Origin of the sequence: Bradyrhizobium sp. Gha, from assembly GCF_900113735.1 — a bacterium.
Classification (GTDB): Bacteria; Pseudomonadota; Alphaproteobacteria; order Rhizobiales; family Xanthobacteraceae; genus Bradyrhizobium.
Genome location: NZ_FOQM01000030.1, coordinates 54,530 through 74,465, shown reverse-complemented (window position 1 = coordinate 74,465; position 19,936 = coordinate 54,530). Strand labels below are relative to the sequence as shown.

The window sequence follows — 19,936 nt, the reverse complement described above, 5'->3', positions numbered from 1 at the left end:
TTAGCGGGATGATGGTTCAATCACCCCGCGCCTGCATGCGGTAGCAAGGACGTTTCAGGTGAAAGATCCCCCAAAGACGCGACATGATAGATACGAGCGCATCCCGCGGCGGCCGCGAGTCAAGCAAGTTCATCGCGAGCCCCCCGCTTGATCGGTTTGTAAATACACAGAGGACAGGACCGCCGAGGGCGTGCGGACATACCTTGCCCGGTTCATCCGGACCGTTCAACTGAAACGCCTAAGCCTCCAACTCATATAAATGATAGCCCCGAACCGCCGATCCTCCAATCGCTGAGACCGAATGGAGATCGACGGCCCTCAGGACTTACCTTGGTCGAACAGCAAGTTGGCGCAAGTCAATCCTCCCAGACGATAAGATGGCCAGAAACTCTGAACGTCCTGAGATCGACGATCCCGTGTCATACCGCGAAGGTCTACACGATTTAGAGGATCAACTCTTCGGAGCGCGCCTCTGCTCTGTGCCCTTCGTTACCAGATGAACTTTGCGCCCTCCGGCAGATCGCAGATGAATTCGCCCTGGTTCACAAGCTCCGTGGTTCCGACAACAAGCTTCGAGGCTCGCACTGTCAGCTTGCCTTCGCGGCTAAGGCTATGGCGGATGTACTCGGTCACCGCATGTCCAGTGCTATCGACCGTTTGGTGAGCATTGGCGAAACTGATCCCGTTCTGGACCGTCACCCTGAATGCATTGATAACCAGACCGGCCTGCGTCGCCGATGCAGGCTTGCCGCCGTCCGCGGGGTTACAGCGACTCATGTCCAGTATGAGCTTCACATTCTTACCCGCCTGCAGGGCATCGAGCACCTCGGTGTATTTCGGGGAGGGCTCATCGGCTCTCGCCAGAGCGCTACCACTCGCGACCGAAAGCAAGGAAAACAGGACAGTCAGTCCTTTGTCGGTAATCTTCATATTCTCTTCTCCCTCGATAAGTACCACAGCTTACGTTCTTCAAGATGTCGTGCTCGTAAGTTGTTTGCTTTCGCGCCTGTACAAAAGCCGCGTCCCGCAATCAGGCGCAAGTAGCTGTAACCGCTAATCAGACATCACAACATCGTAGGTCAGGATTCTGAGGGGCAGGGCACCGCCTCGCGCGCGTCGACTAGAACGATTTGCTCGATGGCCGCTTGGAAACCACAAAACGACGAGCGGTCGCGCTGGTCCACTGAAGGCCTAACGAGCTAGAAGACAGCCGTCACATCTGTGGAATCAGAAGATGCACGAAAGAATAACTCGATCATCCGCATGCGCTTGCACATCTTCGTCTGCAAGGACTGTCTGCGCTAGGCGACGCGTCCGCAACGAGGTAGCGGAGCGAACGTGACGCCGCGGTCCCGATCTAAGCCCAATCGAATCAGCAGTACCAGAAAAAACAAGGCAGCGGTTAAGCTCAATGGCGTCTTTCCGTCCGTCAGCTTCTCGAAAGCTGCCGCTGCAACAGTCAACGCCGACAGGCCGCGCTTCGCAGGGGAGGAAGAGAGATGAATGTCGATCCGAGGAATGCTGCCGACAACTCCTTCGAGATTCAGCAGCCGCGCCATATCGGTCGACAGCAGGACCAGCTTAGCGTCCAAACCTTCGCACCGACAACTTCAGAAGCTCAAGCAAGCTTTGAGCAGCAGCTAAATGACTTGGCTCTAGACGACTCGGATTCGCCCGCCCCAACCTCGGAGTCAGTCTCCTTAGCGGCAGATTCCGGGACGGCCGCGCCGTCGTCTGCGCCAAGCGAGGCGGCCTCTGAACTCAGTCGCTATGCAGCCTCATCATTCGTCAGTGCGCGCGCTCAGCTTGCCGCAACACTGACAGGTGCCACTCTCGAAGCACTTCGGAACGAAATCGAAGTCGCCGGGCAGCAAGCAGCACGTTGGTCATCGGAGACCGAAGTTGTCAATGATCGAGAGCGCGTATTCGACGACGTTGCGGCATCGTCATATGTCATACTTCGGCGTTTTCAGAATCAGGATACTGATTGCAAGCCCCGTACCGAAGAAAACACAAGCGCAATATCTCACGTTCGAAACACGGCTCGGGATCATTCTGCCGTTGGAGATCCTCTGGAACGATATCCCATGGATCGGGCACGCCAGGCTGGATGGCATATGCGCGGCAAGACAACAACTTCTCCATTCGTGTCTTTGGTCGAAGACCCCGCCAAACTGACCGTTTCGCGTGACCACTGGGCGAGAGCGATAGCCAACAATGCCAACACGCTGCACACTTACGTTGTACCGAAATCTGCGGTCTGGACACCTGACGACGTGCTGAGCAGTATCGCCATTGGAATGAATGCGGGAGACCAGGACAATGTCGATGCGGATGTGGAACTGATGTGCTCGCTGGGCAGAACGCCGACCCAAGAGACCGAACGCTTGTTCCTCGGCGGCAATCTGGACAGCTACCGAACCGCCAGCCAAGAAAACCCCTACAAGCGGAAAACCGGAGATGAGTGATTTGACAGGCGGAGAACGAGCAGTTCTCGGGCATTCCACCCTTCCGCCACAACGCCCATGCTAAGGAATCCTTGCCCAGCAGTGCCGTTTTACCCCGGATAACGGCTTAGCGACTACATCAGCGCTACTTGAGAAAGGGATGAAGTGCATCGACATCCAGAGAGGTCGCCGCCGCTTCCTGGAGGAAACGCGCGCATCGCTATTCGTCGCACTCATCCCCTATTCGCTACCTGGATGTGTTCCATCAAAACAATCGATTTTGCCGATCTTACCCAAAAGTCTCATAATCGATCGCGATCTATGGAGGCAGCATTCCAGAATGTCGCGTGGCAATCGATTCTTTTACAGCTCTCTGCCGCTTACCCCGGCCCGCGCGCTCGCGCGTCCGCATCCCAAGACTCGCTTCCCCCTTCACCTAGAGGGGTTAGTCCGCTCGTCAGCGCCTGCTCACCAAAAATGACCCGTACGGGTTTGACCTCACACCAAGACGTCACCTCTCAAGCGCCAGCAAAGACGACTTACGTCACACGCTATAGTCGGCTGTCGTCAAGCGACGCCTTGATCGGATGTACGAACTTCTCATGATATGGCGAGAGACGCGAGCGTTACCCGCAGGTCAATAGTCTCTCTTCGAACTGTGTCGCCCTCGCTTAAAGAATGCTCGCAGTTTCCAAAATGGTACAACCAGCGCCCAAATGCACTTGAATCTCACCTAGCGTCAGATTGTAGCATTTCCGACAGACCGCGACACACTCCCCCAACGCGTGAACCGTTCCTGACAGGTAGCAAGAATTGCGAACGTCTAAGAATCACCAATCTCCGCCCTTCGCTCCCGTCGCGCTGCTGCGATGTTTCTCGCGCGCGCTAGCGCCTGCGTCTCTCGTATCGTGCATCTCGGCCCGTGAAGGCATCGCCAGATTCGTAAGGCCGGTGCTGTTGTATTGGCGTGAGCTCCACGACATGACGGCTCAACAGCCCAGCAACATCGCCTTGGACCCAACGAAATAGGAAAGTTTTCTAACATGTCGGTTTCGTTCTTTCGTTCGGCCACAAATGCGATCGTCTTTCGCGCTTTGGCTTCGATTGCGCCACTTGGCGCTATTCGCCCTGCGGGCGCCCCGCCAGTGCATGGAAGAGGGGCTGTCATTGGTCTACAAACCAGTCGGCAGGCTGCTGCGGCGTTAATGTCCTTTAAAAAACGTAGGCCTCTTCCTGACACCGCAGGCATGCCGAGCAGCGCGGACGGCGTAAAAAGGCCGCGACGGTCAGCAGTCGAGCCGAAGATGGGAGATCGGCAAATTTTGATGGCCTCTGGACATGTTCCGTCCTCTCGCTTCGAGCTCTTCGTATTCACATCAGTGCAACCGCCTCTCAGTCTTATCGAACCCCGGAGGTAGATGTGACTTGCTCAGGTCGTGGCGTGGTTGGACGAAAGGCGATGCAATGCGAATTCTTCTGGTTGACAATCACGCGGACTTCGTTCGGGACGTGAAGGACGAACTGTTAAATTGCGGCTTCGCCGTCGACGTGACACGAACGCTGGATGAGGCCGCGGCAGCGCTCGATTGCGCGAATTACCATATGGTCCTGCTCGAATTGGCTTTGCCGGATGGAGACGGATTGGACTGGCTGAAACAGTTACGTCGCGACGGGCGGTCTATGCCGACTATGATGATGAGCAATTTCAATGATCTCAGTCAGCGGATTGCGATCTTCAATGCCGGCGCGGATGATTTTCTGCCCAAGCCTGTTTCTATCGACGAACTCATTGCTCGCATGCGGGCTATTCTGCGACGGTCAACGCAGATGACGGCGCCGGTGGTGACATTCGGGAATTTGCATTTTGATCCCATCGCGAGACAAGTCTCGGTCGGTGGCCGAGTACTCAGAATTGCGCGCCGCGAAGTGTGCATTCTTGAACATCTGCTCAGCCGCGCGGGCCGTACCGTGCCGCGCACCTCACTCGAAGATAGCTTGTATGCATTTGACGACGAGGTCTCGACCAATGCGCTGGAGGTCGGGATCTATCGCTTACGCACGCATTTGAGCCAGGCGGGGGCAACGCTCCGGATCAAGACCGCGCGCGGTGTGGGCTACACCCTTGAACTCATTAGTGCGGCATCGGCTGCCTAGCCGATCGAACTTTGAAAGCAACACTCCCTTGAATCTCCTCACCACGGACCACGGCTCTGATGAGCCGTCGATGGTCGCCAGCGGCTTCTGCCATGTCGCGTTTCCTCGCCTCGCCCGCGCTCTATGCGCGGTTGCTCTGCTATTTCCACTTGCTGTCACAGCTCAAACAACTGGCAGCGCGGAACCGCAACGTGCCGCGCCTGGCGGCAACACCGGCACACTCAATCTTACCTCTTCACAGGGTAAGACGGTTCGTCTGAACGGACCGGCAGCGAGCATCTTTGTTGCCGACCCCGCAATTGCTGATTATCAGGCGCCGTCGAACACGACGATTTTCGTGTTCGGCAAGAAGTCCGGGCGGACGAGCCTGTTCGCTCTGAACGACAAGGGAGAGGCTCTGGCCGAGCTGCGCGTTGTTGTTACCCAACCGATTGAGGATCTGCGAGCCGCACTAAAGGCTGAGGTAGGCGACTATCCAATCCAGGTCAGCTATACCCCGCGCGGCGCAATGCTTAGCGGCACGGCACCCAGTGCCGATGTTGTCGAGCTAGCCAAGAAAGTTACTGAGCAGTTTCTTGGGGCGGGCTCGCTGGTTGTCAATAAGATCCAGGTCGCCGGCTCGTTGCAGGTCAATCTCAGCGTAAGGGTGGCAGAAGTCTCCCGCAGCGCGGTAAAGGATCTCAATATCAACTTCTCCGCCTCCGGTCCAAACGGCGCTTTCCTGGTCACCGGCAAACCCAGCGGCTCCAGCGCGGCAGCTGGCGCCGCGGCCGGCGGCGGCACCATCGGGATCGGGTTTAGTGCTGGGAAAACGAATCTAAGCGCTGTTCTGGACGCGCTCGCGAGCGAGCACCTCGCTTCAATTCTGGCTGAGCCGAATCTGACAGCAATGTCCGGCGAAGCCGCAAGCTTCCTTGCCGGAGGCGAATTCCCCATTCCGGTGATGCAGGATAACCGGCAGGTTTCGGTCCAATTTCGCCAGTTCGGCGTGAGCCTCGAGTTCGTTCCGACGGTTCTCAACAATAATCAGATCAATGTCCGTGTGAAGCCTGAAGTGAGCGAACTGTCGAGCGAAGGTGAAGTCAAAATCAACGGTATGGCGGTCCCTGCCCTCTCGACTCGGCGGGCGAGCACCGTGGTCGAGCTCGCCAGCGGTCAGAGCTTTGCAATCGGCGGCCTCATCCGGCGGAACTTCAACACTGATATCGACGAGTTTCCCTGGCTCGGCGATGTGCCGATCCTGGGCGCGCTTTTTCGCTCCTCATCGTTTCAAAAACGTGAAACCGAGCTGGTCATTATTGTCACGCCCTACATCGTGCGGCCCGGACCGAATCCGAACCGGATGAGTACTCCGAGCGAGCGCATCTCACCGCCCTCAGACGCGGGGCGGATTTTGACGAACACGGTGGCCAGGCCGCCGCGAGACCGCGATGCGCCTCGCGCCAGCGCACCAGGATTGACCGGCAGCGCCGGCTTTATTATCGAATGAGGATCGCCAAAAAATGACTTTGCGATATCTGTGCTACCCCATCGTTATCGGAGCAACATTGGGGGGCTGCGCCAATACTGCTTCGATCCATCCCGCGCCGGCCGACCAAGAGATCGAGGTCGAGCAGAAGAGTAGCGTGTTGTTCCTGCAGAGCCTCCGTGGCGCCGAACGGCATCGGCTGCGAAGCTTTATTGCAACGACTAGCCGCGGCCGGCGGGATGCGCTCCATGTGGGTATCATCGGCCCACCACGACTCAGTGCACAGGTCGCCCATGAGGTTCGCGCCATGGGCGTTGCCAACTACAACATTCGCCTGTTCGCTTCTCGTATGGATTTGCCGGCTCGTTCCGGGGTGAGGATCGAAGCCATTACCTTCGAAGCCCATCCCCCGGTCTGCCCGTCGCTCTCCATCGTCGGTCCTACAGTGAACGACAATTCGTTCAGTCCAACCCTTGGCTGCTCAGTCCGAAATAACCTTGTGGTCATGATCAATGAACCTGGGGACTTGTTAGGCAATAGCGCTGTCATGCCGACCAGTGGTGATCGTGCAGTGCTTCCCATCACCGAACGCTCGTCGGGCAACAGGAGCAATTTGGGCGATGAAACGCATAACAGGGTTGCGCCAGAGAACCAATAAGTGGCTCGTGAGACCCAAGCAGCATGACCGTTGGTTGGCGTTCTTGACCTTATCAGTCTTCGAATCGGCCGACGAGCGTCCTGGAATCCAATTCGCCGGGCTCTCTTGGGATCGTGCAGCTTGCAGATCAACTTCTCGGACAGTGGGGTCGTTGACCAGAGAGTTGAGCCATAGCTGGTTTGCTACGGACGCTAAACTAGGCCGGCGGCAAAGACGGCCTTTGCAACCCTCTCGAAACACTCCATCGGAACGGCCTTGCCCATCACACCTTTTCGGATCAGCTGACGCGCCAAGACATCATCCTTGACTATGCTCAGACGTCTGGCGCGCGCCTCCGCCAGTAGCTGTGAGGCGCTTTCGCCCTCACCGCGGCACACCAGTACCGGGACGCCGGTCTCGCCCCGAACATAGCGCAGCCCAATCAATGTCGCGCGCCCCCTCAGTATCACTGTCGCCCGATGGATTCCGAGCGGAGACTCGTTCGCCGACTCGCGGCGGAGCCTGCGGTGTTCACCCTTGATCTGCGGATTACCATCCTGTTCCTTGGACTCGCGCTTGGCTTCGCTCTGCGTCATGCGCATGTCGCGCAAGAACAACCAACGCTGAATGAGCAGATCGGCCAAGCCGCCAATCAGAAGAGCGCCGGCAGCAATGGCGATCAGCACTTTGAGTTCCTTAAAGACGAAACCAAAGCAGCTCAAATCGCAAACCGGTAAGTATACCAGTGCCCTCCAACTTGCGAGCACGGTGAACACGAAGGTACCGCCAAGAACCAACACTTTGACGATAGACTTTCCGAGCTCGACAACCGACCGCTGGGAGACAATACGCTTCAGCCCTTTGACGGGGTCCAATTTCTCAAAGCTTGGTTTAAGCGGCTCAACCGAAATCGTCAGCCCGCCTCCGGCCAAGACACCGGCCAAAATCGCCGCAACAACCGCGCCAGCTAGGATGGGAGCCGCGGCAGTTACAGAAAGGTCCAACAATCCGACCAACGCCTGCCGGACCGCGCTGTTGAAGGGTTGTTCCTGCAGCTTGCCGATCAGCCGCACGGCTTCGCGCCATCCGTCTTCGATCGGGCCGGCCCTGAAGCACAGGCAGCCGAAACCAGCGCAAAGGCTTGCCGCAGTCACAAAGTCGGCGCTCCGCGGGCTCTGACCTTTCTTGCGCGCGTCCCTCAGCTTCTTCTGGCTTGGTGGAAGGTTTTTCTCTTCGCTCGTGTCGTTCATCTCAAGAACTTCTCGAGCCACTCCAGCACGCCGTTGAACTGACTGATCTCTGCTCCCATATAGTCGATCAGGAAGACGGCGTAGCTGACCATAATGATGCCAAAGGCAGCATTTTTGATGGTGGGAGAGAGATCGTTCAGCTTGATTTGCGGCGCAAAGCGCCCGAGCAGCATGAGGGATACGTCGATCAGAAGCAGCAGAGCCAGCACGGGCCCGGCGACCACGAGTGTCGTATGCATGATATGGTCGAGAAGCCCGATAAACTCCATCGCTCCTTGGTGGGTCAGGGGCGGTAGCAGCCGATACACGGGCCAGGCCAGATAACTTCCATAGAGGCATCTGACCATGGTCTGCAGACCTCCTGATACAACGAAGATAGTGATCGCGGCAGTCCCGAGAAAGAGCCCCATCGGGGCGGTTTGACTGCGTGTGCCAGGATCGTCCACCTGGCTGGAGATACCACGCTGGGTATCAATGATGTCACCAACGGCCTGGATGCTCCAAAGCGGTATACTAAGGAGAAAGCCGAACAGCAGGCCAATAAACATCTCCTTCAATCCGAGGAGCGAGACCGCAATCATACGAGTGTCCGGACCTAGCGTCTGCAAGCCGTTCCTGATCTGCATCAAGCAAGGCAATCCAATCACAACCGCCGCGCTTGCGCGAATAACGCCGCTAATGTGCGGTCGCGTGAATACCGGAAGAATCAGCATAATGCCGAGCGGCCGGGCCGCGCCAAGTCCGGCCGCAACGACGAACTCGACAGCAGTCTGAATCAGACCTTGCGTATCGGTGGCTGACAAACCATCCATCTGAGCTCAGCTTGTTACATCGGCCAATGCAATGTCGCACCTGCGTTGCCACTTGTGAGATGTCAAGAACTCTGCAGATCTCCCTTCCCAGAGGCTCGAAAGCGACTGGCCTCCCACAAGGCAGGTGACTTCGTCTTCAACTGTCCACATGACCACAACCATCCGGAGCCGAGGTTTGACCATTCGATGAGAGCACCGGCGGACTCGCGCCGCTGCGCGGTCTACAAAAAAGGATTCTTCCGCCTGACCCGTCGTAGCGCTGTTTGGAGATCTGAGGGCCTCGAATCTTTCATCAGCGTCGCCGGGAATGGATAGAAATTCCAAATGGGATTATTCTTCCTGCGAACACGGCCGGCCCGCCGAGCCGAACACGACAGTTCGGATGCCTATCCGTCTCATGCTAGTGAGGCGAGCTTTCGATAACCTGACGAACTCGTCCTCTTGCGGTTCATCATGAAGGCGGACAAACACGCGCTGTGGCTAAAACTTGCAAGGCCTTGCGTTCCGCGCACTAATACCTCGCTGTGAGAGCGGGAAACTCAGTGAAGATATGCTGGGCTTGCTCGATCAGTGGCGCGCTCAGCACCGGAGCAAACAGAACGAGCACGGCGACGACGACGAGGAGCTTCACGGTAAGCGGCAAGGTTTGATCCTGGAGCTGAGTTGCTGCCTGCACGATGCCGATACCCAATCCGGCCACGAGGGCTGCTAGGAGCGGCGGTAGAACCCAGATCATGAACAGGACCAGTGATCGGCTCAAGTGGGTGAGGATGCTGGCCTCGTCCATCTCAACTCCCCGGAGATGCGTAGCTTAAGACCAGCCCGTGCATGAGCCGCGACCAGCCGTCGATTGTGACGAACAGAAAGAGCTTGAAAGGAACGGATATCATTGTTGGTGACACCATTGACATGCCCATGGCCATCAGAATTGTCGTCACGATCAGGTCAATTGTGATGAAGGGAAGATAGAGAAGAAAACCGATTTCAAACCCACGCTTGAGCTCTGAGATCAAAAACGACGGCACGAGGATCGCAAAATCATCGGCTGTTGCGTTGGCGCGCATCTCCTCCGACCAGATATGTTGCGTCGATGACAGGAAGAACGTGCGCTGCTCCTCAGTCGTGAACTTTTTCAGATGGGCGCGCAGGGGCTCGCTGCCCTCCTTTGCGGCGGTCAACCAGTCATCGGCGGTTTGGTAGCGAAGTTGCATATCGGTGACGCGGTTGTAGGTTTGCTCGAATACCGGGGCGCCTATGAACACCGTAAGGATTAATGCAGCGGCATACAGAACGATGTTCGGTGGTATGGACTGAGTGCCGAGCGCGTTGCGGATCAGGAAGAGAACGACGGAAACCTTGATGAACGCCGTTGTTGTGACGACTGCGAACGCCAGCAGGCCAAGGCCGGCCGTCGCCGCAACAAGCGCAAGGATGCTCGGTTGAATGTCAACCATTGACCGCCAACTTGCTACGTAAACGGATGCCCAACGCTTCACCGACACGTACGATGTCGCCGCGGCCGATCAATTGACCATTGGCAACAATATCGACCGGAGCGTCCACCGGCCGCCCAAACTCGAACACATGCCCCTCGTTGATGCTTCTCAACGTACCCAACGGAATGGGCCGGCGGCCACATTCGAACACAAGCGTGATCTCAACACTGTCGAGGTCGGCTTCCGAGGGCGGGATTGCTTGCTCAGCTTGGGGGCGAGTGGTCATATTTGCATACCTTAGAGGATTGGACTGCAGGCGGAATGGTCCCCGAAGGATAAGTCTGTCACCCGCAGCCTGCGCGGGCGCCCACAACTTGTCCGCAGTGAGGATGAGCTGGCCATGGGTAAAAGGAATGACGTCGGGCAGCAGTGCGTCGCCGCGCTGTGCTTGGCGAAGAAGCTTGATGGGCACGCGCAGCGAGCCAATCTCTGTCGCAATTACGACCGGCAATTCCGAAGAAATATTGCATAAATCTCGCGGTAATTGGCCGATCAACTCACCTAAGGCACGGAACGCAGACGGAACCGGACCGTCAAGAGGCGCGAACAAGAACAGGCGGGCCTTGGCCATCAGCGGCCCGAAAGTAACATCGAGCTCCAAATAGGGGTCTTTGGCTTTTGCGTCTTCGACGCGGATTAGCTGCAAATTCCGCGCGAGCACGATCTCTAATGGAGCGAGCCAAGGTTCCAGTGCAAGTTCGAGAAGAAGCGAGCGGGTTGGGTCGGAAGGTAAAGTCAGGGCATCCTGGACCGTTGAAATCAGTGCCTCGACGAGAAGGCGGGGCAGGGACAAGACAGCTGTGTCGCCTCCGGCGCAAAATATGCAGTCGAGCATCGACATGGCATATGGCTCGGCCCGCCAAACGAGTCGGCTCATACCGATCGATAGCGGCCTATCGCCAATGCGGCTCTGCAAAACCCTGCGCGGTGCGGCGATATCGTTGAGCCACGAGACCACTTCATGCGACAGCTTTGCCGCGGGCTGAAATAGTGCGAGTTCACCCACGGCATTTACCGACAGTTTCCGCGGGCGCAGCTCGCGACGTCATAAGAGAACCAGTCATCAGTTCGAGCCACCCACCGCCTGGCTGCGCGAAGCACCCTTGTATCGGAGCAAGACCTCATCATCGGCATCCATTTCGGCTGCAAATTCCGAACGGAGAGCGGTCGTGCGCTGGACATCGCCCTCAATGTCCTGCCATTTCTGGCTCGCCGCCGAACGCTTGGCCCAGATGGCCCGCGCCTCATTCACTGCCCGCTGGGCTTGCTCATGCGCGATGCGCGCCTGCTCACGCTCCTGGCGTGCCGATTCGATCTCTGCTGCCAGCCGCCCGAGGACGAGTTGACAGCGACGATCGAGCTCGGCCACGGTCATCGTCTCGAGCGACGCCAGCTCCTGATAAAGTTCAGCTTCGACGTTGGCGCGACGGTCCTCCGCGGCTTTAAGATTCTCAGACGCTCGCTGTAGCGCATCGATCGCAATTTGGAGCCTGGCTTCATTGTTCGACAATTCAAGAAGCGCGCTTCGCTCTCTGATGCCTTTCACCAGTCGCAATTTCGACGCTTGCACGACATTCAGGCCGTCAGGCGCGACATCCATGAAATGGTCTCCTCAAAGCTAGACGGCTCGTCCTGTACCTGGCGCAAAAATGCGCGCAGTTCCTCGATTGAATCGATTGCCCGATCAGTCAGTGGATCGCTGCCCGGCTTGTATTCACCGACCTTGATCAGGAACTCAGCCTCATTGTAGCGCGAGAGCAGATCGCGGAAGACGGATGCCGCCTTGCGATGTGGACCAGAGGCGACCGCATCCATGACACGACTTCGGCTCGACAGCACGTCGATGGCGGGAAAATGCTCTCGCGAGGCCAGCGCGCGCGAAAGAATGATATGACCATCGAGAATGCCGCGCGACTCTTCGGCGATCGGATCGCCCGTGCCGTCACCTTCGACAAGCACAGTATAGAATGCCGTGATCGAACCCCGCTCGCCCATACCGGCTCGCTCCAACAGACCAGGAAGCAGAGCAAAGACGGAAGGAGGAAAACCGCGCCGGGTGGGAGGTTCTCCGGCGGCAAGGCCGATTTCGCGCATCGCACGGCTAAAGCGCGTCAGCGAATCCATCATCAGAACGACCTGCAGTCCTTGATCACGAAAATACTCGGCGAGTGCGGTCGCCATATGAGCGCATTGCGCCCGCTCCATTGCCGATCGATCGGATGTCTCAACGACAACGATGGTGCGAGCGAGGGCATCTCCAATATGACGTTCGATGAATTCACGCACCTCGCGTCCACGCTCTCCTATGAGCGCAACGACGGTGACATCGGCAGCCGCGCCTTTTACAATTTGCGACATCAGCGTCGACTTACCGCAACCGGCATCTCCATAGATTCCGATTCGCTGACCTTCGCCACACGTCAGAAGTCCATCCAGCACGCGAACGCCGAGCGGAAACGGCTGCTCGATGCCACGCCGCCTCATCGGGTTGGGCGCCTTGCCCCGGAGCGGATAAGTCTGGACCGTCTTTATCGGCCCCTTCCCATCGAGTGGACGGCCGAAGCTATCGATGACGCGGCCTAGCAGGTCAGGCCCGACTGACACTTCCTGCATGCGTCCAGTCGGGAGCACTTCCGCGCGGTGGGACAAGCCTACCATATCGCCGATGGGCGTCAGCAACACCCCGTCCGGCAGCAAACCGATGACTTCCGCCTCAAGTGACCATCCAGCAGCGTGATCCTGCAACAGGCAAAGTTCTCCAACACGGGCCCCCGGCAACACGGCATGGAGCAAGGTGCCGATTGCACGCGTGATCCGTCCCCGCACGGCACGCGTATCGACGTCCTTTGCTGCGACTTTTAGAGATGCTATCGCCGCATGCACATCTCCTTCTCCGGCCGCTTGATCATGGCCTGATCGTTGCGTCGTCACGGATAGCTTTCCTGAGAAGATGGATTAAGGCCGAGACGCAATGTGCGGAGCTGGGCGGCGAGTCCTAAATCGACACTGCCGAACTCGCTCCACAGAACGCACTGGTCCGACGCAACGGCCGGGTCCGGATCAATTCTGACTTTCGGCCGACCATCCGTTCCATCGAACGCCAGAAATTCATGTCTTAGTGCATCAGCGTTCACAGGAGACACGTGAAGGCATAGTTCTGCGCTGCCATATCTTTGCTCGACCGCGTGACGAACGGTCCTTACCAACATTTCACCCGGATCAAAGGAGCCCAATAAATCGGTCAATATCTCAATGACGAGCTGTGGTAACTCCCGTTGCAGAACGGCTTTTCGCCGGGCCACATCGGAAGCAACTTGGACGATCAGCTGCGCCATTTCGTCCGAGCCTGACCTAAGACCCTCGCAGTGGCCGCGCTCCCGCTCCTGCTGATAGGCTTTCCTTGCCCAACTGCGAACCTGCCGCAGGTATCGCTCGGCTAGCGCGCGCGTCTGCACCGCATCGTACCAGATACCAAGTTCCGCGGCTGGTATGAGCGGACCAAGCGGCCGTATCCGCGGGGTATCTGGCAAGGCTGTTTCATTGTCCGTCATGCCGCAGGCTCCTCCGTGGCCAAGTGGGCCACCACCAAAGACAGTAACTGACCCGCTGAGTTGTGGTGTTCCGCTGCGGGGGATTCGGCGCCGGTCCCCACAGGTAAGCGGAAAAGAACGCGCACACGGTCAAGCTCTGAGGCGTCCTTGAGCCAAGCGCCAAGGCAGGCACATCCGTCATGTTCAATCTGGCTAGCAAGCTTCTGCGGATCGTCAATCGATGTGGTTGCAACGGCGCTCGATAAGTGTCGGATTGCGAAAGCATGTGCTTCCGCACCAATATTTTCGATCAGAATCGCTACATCATGCCTTGACACACGCTTCAGGACCGAACGGGCATGCCAGATACTGCCAGCGAGCAGCGCCGCCCGACGTGGATCATGCCCGAGAAGAACGTCCTTACCCCAGTCGGTTTCGTTCGAGACCAGGTCACTGCCCAGGAGCAACTCGACCAGTCTTTGCTGCAGTCTCGGAGCCTTCTGCAACTGCAGCACTGTGGCGGCCGACAGGGACCCATCAAGATGGCCGTCAAATCGGCTGGGATGGATCAAAGCGGCGAGCTCGCGCAGGCGATCAGAATGCGGGTTGAGTGAACAATTTGGGTCAGTGGACGCCATCGATACGGACCTGCTGCCACTATTTCGGATCGGAGGAGAGCTTTTTGCCGGCGGGGGCTGGCTTGACGGCATCTCTGCCGAGACTTGTCACTTTGCGCCAGGATTGACGAAGCTGCTCCCCACGTTTGCTCAACAGCACGTAAGTTAGAATGCCCAACGCGGCGAGCGCACCTCCTGCACCGATCGCAATGTGGGTTGTGAGGAACTTGGTAGGTTCGGCGGAAGCTGCCACTGGCAAAACGGAGACCTCATGCTGAGCCCGCTCAACCGGCACGAACACGACTGTCACCTTGTCGTATGACAGACCTTCGATGCTGTTGGCGACGAGCATCTTGATCTGCGGAAGCAAAGCTGAGAGCTTCGCGTTCGCGGCGTGTCGAATGAACACCGAGGCTGAGGACGGAGTTGCATCCTGTCGCAAAAGATCATTCTTCGGTAGAACGACATGAACACGGGCGGAGAGAACCCCATCGATATCGCTGATCGTGCGCGACAATTCTTCACTGAGAGCATAGACGTAGCGGGCTCGCTCCTCAACCGGAGAGGCAACGAGGCCCGTCCCCTTGAACACCTCACCAAGGCTCTTGAAGGGTTGGCGCGGCAAGCCCTGATTGTTCAGCAGCCCGATTGAGTAGGCGAGCTGATTTTCTTCCACCTGAATTGTGCTGGTCCCATCCTTACCGACGACACGGATGGCATCGACGCCCTTGCTCAGGAGCAGCCCAAGCATCTCGTTGGCTTCGCGCTCCTGAACTTTAGTATACAGATCAGCTTTGCATCCGGCGAGGCTCAGCAAGAGCGGCAACAGAACGAGAGCATAAATCCGCTTTCCTGCGGGACAGCCGGTCCTGATCTTATCTTTCGTCAAGACAGCCAACGGGTCGCTCAGCCCGCCGATAGAAGCTTGTTCAGAGATGAACTAACAGCACCTGTCCCCTTGGAGAGGAGCGAAACCTGGATGACGTCGTTGTAAACACCCCGCAGATTCACCAGCGCTGATTCGAAATGATCCGCACCGTCCGGTTTGCCCGCTGGATGTACCTCGATTTGCTGTACTCGCAAGACCGGTTGCGCCGCCGGGCCAAGCTGCAGACTCTTGGTGGGATTAGGCTCGTCGACGATCGTCGGCGAAACTGCACTCGACGGAAATGGTGTAACCTGGTGCATAGCAGAAATGCTCTGAAGGATGCGATCGCCGAACGGGCTCGCCGGCGTGACTGCGCGCTGGACTTCCGGCAGCGATTGAGCCGGCGTGCGCTCGGCCACAGAAGAGGCAGCACCTTGGCTTGAGGCCGCCTGCGCAAGACTCTCGCCAAACTGCGCATGTGCCGGCGAGCATCCGCCGGAGGCACACTCGACCGAATTGGAAGAGACCGACTTGATGCCGAACAACATGGAGGAAATCATTGCTATCCCGTAGTGAGATGAGCCATCTGTTCACACGAATGGGGCGGGACCTTAGAAAAGCAAGCTGACCAAAAACTGACGAGCAGCTGCCATTTAATGATCATGGTCAGCTTCCAATTTGGGATGAAGCATCGGCTTCCATCCGGTGCTCGTTTTCATGTGTAAAGAGCAGAAATGCTCATCTCATCCACAGGACAGCAAAAACTTGAAGAAAGCTCTCTATGCCGGTATTTTCATTTGCTTCGGCGTCGTTGAGGCGCTCGGCGCGCCCCTGGCGCTGCCGTCTACGCCCTATAGTTACACAGTTCTGGATCAGGACCTCGCCGCCGCGCTGCAGGAATTCGGCAACAACCTTAATATCAGAGTCAATGTCAGCACCGAGGTGAAGGGGCGGATTCGCGGGCGAATGCCCGATCTCCCACCGCGAGAGTTCCTCGAACGGTTGATCAATTTGTACAATCTCCAATGGTACTACGATGGTATGGTGCTCTACGTATCCGACGCGCGTGAGGCGCAGAGCCGCCTGTTGGTCTTGAGCCCAATCAACTTTGATGCGTTCAAGGCGGCACTCGATGCACTCAAAATCTCAGACGAGCGTTACATTGTCAGAGCCGTACCGGGAGATGGTCTCGTCTTCGCCTCTGGTCCACCCCGCTTTGTCGCGCTTGTGGAGCAAACACTCAAAGGACTTGTGGCGGAGGCACAGGCACGACGAAACCCGAGCGGTAGCGAAAAGCCACCGAACGACTCGGTTTTGATGCTATTTCGGGGATCTTCCAGCGTGGTCGTTCGCGAAGGACGACCGAATGACACTCCTTCGCCGGAGGCATCACATCAAGAGGACGCGGTCCACAAACCCGATTCAACTAATAAATGACCTCTGTTTATACCCTGTGGTCAGCTTTACGAGAGCTACTGCTGCCTGTCAGAGCTCGGGTGTGTAGATGGCCGATGCCGCAGCACGGCGCAATAAAAGTCCAGACCGCAGCCGGATGCGACCCAGACTCCTGGCCAGCAGCATCGGCGGCCGCGCTTTGCACTTTAGCGCCTCACGAGAGCTTTTGAACAACTGCAAACGAGCTTCGTCGCATAAGAATGAAAGCCACTCGGTTTTTCAAAGGGACGAACAGGTTGGACTTCGACGCGCTAAGCCCGGCGGACAACAGCCCAGCGCCTCATTCGTCCTCGTCGCGCGCCGGTCTAAGGAAGTTTGAGCGTGAACTAATAGATTGCATGAAATACCCGTACACCCAGGACCTAATTTGGCAGGAACTCGGAGGCCGATCATCGCGTCTCGAGCCATCAGCGAGCGGTCCACATCCCAACAGACGATCGCTCAACACCGCGAACGCCTCCGATTTCGGCAACGACCCTGTTTGGCAAATTATAGATCCTTGGCTAATGCAGGCCGGGTCACCTCAGGCTGGACCGTCTCTAGCAGAGCCCACGTTGCGCGCACAGGTTGCTCCGCTGAAAATTGGAGATTTCGCCGCGGCGAAATGTCATGGGCAGACCAGTGGTTCTTCACTGGCCCAACCCGCTACGTGTGCTCTGATCAAAAATGCTGATAAACACGCGATCTTATACCGACTGCGCCTACCCGATGAGCCATAGTCCGAATGATCGTATCGATTGACTAGATAATCGAGATAGTCCGACATTCTTCCGGATCTACGACTGTGATTGGCATCTACATGCCATCATGCTTAGCCGCTTGGCGAGTTTTTCGTTCGAACCGACGTTAAAGGACGAGTCCAGCGACGGCCGGAGGTGAATAAAACCTTCTTCTCGCATTCGGCGATGTGAGGCACGGGCAGGGCCGTAGTGAGCGACAGCAAGCAAGCCGATTCCAATATCGAGAACCCATCGCTGTCTTTCACACTGTCATTTTGCGTCCCGTTCTGAAACCTCCGAGCGCCGTCAGCTTTTGGAAAGCTAATCAAACCTACCATGCGGCGTGAATATCTGGGGGCGATGTGCCTGTAGATTGTAGCGGAACTGAGCGCGGGGGGCGCACGGACCAATCGGAAGCAAGCGGTAGGCGCCCTCGAGGCCTATCGATATCTCTTGCTCGTTGTTCGTCGCGATTCTCGGTCTGCGCCACATGACCGGCTTGTGGTGCAATCTCAAATCAGAGGACGTATGATGTCAGTCAACAACCTATCGCTAACTGCCAGCTCGACTTTATCCGGGCTGACCACCGGACCCTCATCGGCGCTGGATCTTTCAAAATTCGAGGCGATGCTGGCTGGTTTCTCGTTGCAAGACAAGACCGATGATCGTTCCGCGCCGCAGGCTCCGGGCGCTGCAGACTCAGCCAAGCAGCTAACGGCGGAACTAACGCATGAGGTGCGGAACATTCTCCCGCCGGAGATCAAGGCCGCACTGGACGCATGTCAGCAGCCTCCAGAGCCATCCTCCCCGGAGTCCTCCACCGCTCGGAGCGCCCCGAAGATTGCAGAGGCACCCGTACAAAGCTCCAGGATTACGTGGAACAGCGGCGCGCTGACTGATCCCGAGCTGCAGATTGTGTCAGTGCTGAACCGACACAAAGACAAATGCCCGCTGGATTGGAAATCTCTTGGAGATCTGGCCAACGATCCCTCCACACCGCCCGATCTAAAGGCGGCGATTGAGGCTCTGCAACAGGACCCAGAGCTCTTCTATGCGATAGGCTCGCAAGGTGACGGCCGCTGCGGCGGGAAGATCAAAGCAGATGATCTCTCCGGCTTCTCCGATCACCACCCTCAAGTTGCTGCGTTCCAGGAGCAGCGGGCAAAGAGCTATACGCAAAACTACATCCCTTCCGACGGCACCCGGAATGGCGAGCCATCGGTTATGACCCAGACCGATGCATTGCGAGAGCTCTATCGGTATTCAGACAACCTGCCTAAGAACTTGAGCCTTGCGGATTTCAAGCGGATCGTCGACGGCGAAGCTAAAACCGGCAAATGCCCGCCGCAGGTCCTGGCGGCCGCTCAATATTTCATCGACCACCCGGATGAATGGAAGCAGTTGTACGGTGGCTCGATAGACAAGGTTCACAAGGAGGACTTCCTGGAGGTTGCTTCATCATCGATGAATCTCACGCACGCCGAGCTCGATACTCTCAATACCATCAGCAAGAACCAAAACGCTTTCTTCGGGAAGGGCGACCTGACCCTGGAAAAGCTGGCGAGCATGGTCGATGATAAGAGCCTCGCGCCCGAGGTGCGAAAGGCGGCCTCCCAGCTGCTCTCGGATCCTGTGTTGTTCGGGCTGATGAACAACGCGATTACGGGCTACAAAACCCACCACAAGTTCTTCGACTTCGGCGGCGGGCATACTGTCGATTCCGGCAACATCAGCAACAGCGACTTCAAGCAGTTCTTCAACAACATGTCGGGGGCGAACCGCACCATCCATCAGGTGAAGACGCATCCCGCCCGAACGCCTGCCGAGCAAGACGCGGTCGCGGACATGACGATGGGCGTGACAGACCAGCCCGATGTCAAATCCCCCAAAAAGAACGGTGGCGCCTTCATGCACGCACTTAATGACGTGCTCAAAGTTGGCTCTAAGGTACTCGACTGGGCCGCGACAGCAGTTGGTGTACTTGGCTTCATTCCAGGCTTGGGTGAATTGACCGATCTCGCGTCAATGGTGCTTGAAGCCGAGGCGCAAGCTGCAAATCTTCTTCACACTGCGATCAGTGGCGGCAACATAAAGCAAGCGCTGGAAGAAGCCGGGCTCAGCCTTGCGGCACAGGCGGTGGGCTGCATCGCGGGACCCGAGGTCAAATTAGCAATGCGAGAAGGCCTAGTGAAGCAGGCAATTCAAGAAGCCGCGACCGCCGGCATCAACCTGCCTGTTTCGGCGGCCCAGTCCTACGCGGAGGATTATCTGAATAGCCTGAAGGCTCGCATCGAGTCCGATCGCTTGCAAGCTGCAGGCGCTTACGCTTAGGTCAAGAGCTATCCTCTCATCACGCTGGAAACTGAGCTTGCGCGGCCTCCGCGCCGTTGGGCCTCTCTGCCGAGCAGTAGGTGGCGCAAGCTCTACCAGATAATTGAGACCGCCCCGGAATCCCGGGAACTAATTTCGGCACTTAACTGCGC

The 19,936-nt window shown here is 57.4% G+C and carries 18 protein-coding genes; 6 read left to right on the top strand and 12 right to left on the bottom strand.

What is annotated here, in order from left to right; genetic code table 11:
• Positions 1-489: 489 nt before the first annotated feature.
• Positions 490-930, bottom strand: coding sequence for a VirK family protein (locus BM222_RS29040; RefSeq protein ID WP_092235856.1), 441 nt, complete (start codon positions 928-930; stop codon positions 490-492).
• 569 nt (positions 931-1,499) lie between these two features.
• On the opposite strand from BM222_RS29040, the gene BM222_RS29035 reads away from it, so the two are divergent.
• The 4 genes from BM222_RS29035 to BM222_RS29020 all read left to right on the top strand — a co-directional run bounded on the left by BM222_RS29035 (position 1,500) and on the right by BM222_RS29020 (position 6,727).
• Complete coding sequence (locus tag BM222_RS29035) at positions 1,500-2,468, top strand: hypothetical protein (RefSeq protein ID WP_092235792.1); 969 nt, start codon at positions 1,500-1,502, stop codon at positions 2,466-2,468.
• Positions 2,469-3,911: 1,443 nt separating this feature from the next.
• Positions 3,912-4,601 (top strand): response regulator, encoded by a 690-nt coding sequence (locus BM222_RS29030; RefSeq protein ID WP_092235790.1) that lies wholly within the window; start codon positions 3,912-3,914, stop codon positions 4,599-4,601.
• A gap of 70 nt (positions 4,602-4,671) precedes the next feature.
• Entirely contained in the window at positions 4,672-6,090 is a 1,419-nt protein-coding gene (locus BM222_RS29025; protein ID WP_244547298.1) for a type II and III secretion system protein family protein, read from the top strand.
• Positions 6,091-6,103: 13 nt separating this feature from the next.
• Positions 6,104-6,727, top strand: a complete 624-nt coding sequence (locus tag BM222_RS29020) for a CpaD family pilus assembly lipoprotein (protein ID WP_092235785.1) — start codon at positions 6,104-6,106, stop codon at positions 6,725-6,727.
• Between the two features lie 191 nt (positions 6,728-6,918).
• Here BM222_RS29020 and BM222_RS29015 read toward each other — a convergent pair whose 3' ends face one another.
• From BM222_RS29015 to BM222_RS41400, 11 genes are all read right to left on the bottom strand, one after another.
• The gene (locus BM222_RS29015) at positions 6,919-7,956 is read right to left on the bottom strand and encodes an EscU/YscU/HrcU family type III secretion system export apparatus switch protein (protein WP_092235782.1); all 1,038 of its coding nucleotides are present in this window, start codon (positions 7,954-7,956) and stop codon (positions 6,919-6,921) included.
• A complete protein-coding gene (gene sctT, locus BM222_RS29010) occupies positions 7,953-8,768 on the bottom strand; it encodes a type III secretion system export apparatus subunit SctT (RefSeq protein ID WP_092235777.1) in 816 nt (271 codons plus the stop codon). The genes BM222_RS29015 and sctT overlap by 4 nt, the downstream gene beginning before the upstream one ends.
• Before the next feature lie 511 nt (positions 8,769-9,279).
• On the bottom strand, positions 9,280-9,555 hold the full coding sequence (locus tag BM222_RS29005) for an EscS/YscS/HrcS family type III secretion system export apparatus protein (protein WP_025038819.1): 276 nt from the start codon (positions 9,553-9,555) through the stop codon (positions 9,280-9,282).
• A gap of 1 nt (position 9,556) precedes the next feature.
• The gene (sctR, locus tag BM222_RS29000) at positions 9,557-10,222 is read right to left on the bottom strand and encodes a type III secretion system export apparatus subunit SctR (RefSeq protein WP_092235774.1); all 666 of its coding nucleotides are present in this window, start codon (positions 10,220-10,222) and stop codon (positions 9,557-9,559) included.
• Positions 10,215-11,270 carry a type III secretion system cytoplasmic ring protein SctQ gene (gene sctQ, locus BM222_RS28995; RefSeq protein WP_092235771.1) on the bottom strand — a complete coding sequence of 352 codons (1,056 nt, stop codon included), beginning with the start codon at positions 11,268-11,270 and terminating at the stop codon, positions 10,215-10,217. The genes sctR and sctQ overlap by 8 nt, the downstream gene beginning before the upstream one ends.
• Positions 11,271-11,327: 57 nt before the next feature.
• Positions 11,328-11,864 (bottom strand): hypothetical protein, encoded by a 537-nt coding sequence (locus tag BM222_RS28990; protein WP_092235769.1) that lies wholly within the window; start codon positions 11,862-11,864, stop codon positions 11,328-11,330.
• Positions 11,840-13,195, bottom strand: coding sequence for a type III secretion system ATPase SctN (sctN, locus tag BM222_RS28985; protein WP_092235766.1), 1,356 nt, complete (start codon positions 13,193-13,195; stop codon positions 11,840-11,842). Before sctN ends, BM222_RS28990 begins: the two co-directional genes overlap by 25 nt.
• The gene (gene sctL / locus BM222_RS28980) at positions 13,192-13,815 is read right to left on the bottom strand and encodes a type III secretion system stator protein SctL (RefSeq protein ID WP_092235763.1); all 624 of its coding nucleotides are present in this window, start codon (positions 13,813-13,815) and stop codon (positions 13,192-13,194) included. Before sctL ends, sctN begins: the two co-directional genes overlap by 4 nt.
• A complete protein-coding gene (locus tag BM222_RS28975; RefSeq protein ID WP_092235760.1) occupies positions 13,812-14,432 on the bottom strand; it encodes a nodulation protein NolU in 621 nt (206 codons plus the stop codon). Before BM222_RS28975 ends, sctL begins: the two co-directional genes overlap by 4 nt.
• Before the next feature lie 19 nt (positions 14,433-14,451).
• A complete protein-coding gene (gene sctJ / locus BM222_RS28970; RefSeq protein ID WP_502690949.1) occupies positions 14,452-15,300 on the bottom strand; it encodes a type III secretion system inner membrane ring lipoprotein SctJ in 849 nt (282 codons plus the stop codon).
• A 17-nt stretch (positions 15,301-15,317) separates the two neighbouring features.
• Positions 15,318-15,827 carry a nodulation protein NolB gene (locus BM222_RS41400; RefSeq protein ID WP_177243535.1) on the bottom strand — a complete coding sequence of 170 codons (510 nt, stop codon included), beginning with the start codon at positions 15,825-15,827 and terminating at the stop codon, positions 15,318-15,320.
• Between the two features lie 169 nt (positions 15,828-15,996).
• Between BM222_RS41400 and BM222_RS28960 the strand changes: the two genes are divergently transcribed.
• Together BM222_RS28960 and BM222_RS28955 are read left to right on the top strand one after the other, a co-directional pair.
• Positions 15,997-16,716: a secretin N-terminal domain-containing protein gene (locus tag BM222_RS28960; protein WP_244547286.1), complete on the top strand. Its 720-nt coding sequence runs from the start codon at positions 15,997-15,999 to the stop codon at positions 16,714-16,716.
• 1,268 nt (positions 16,717-17,984) lie between these two features.
• Complete coding sequence (locus BM222_RS28955; RefSeq protein ID WP_244547297.1) at positions 17,985-19,784, top strand: HrpF/NolX family T3SS translocon protein; 1,800 nt, start codon at positions 17,985-17,987, stop codon at positions 19,782-19,784.
• The last annotated feature ends 152 nt before the right edge of the window (positions 19,785-19,936 follow it).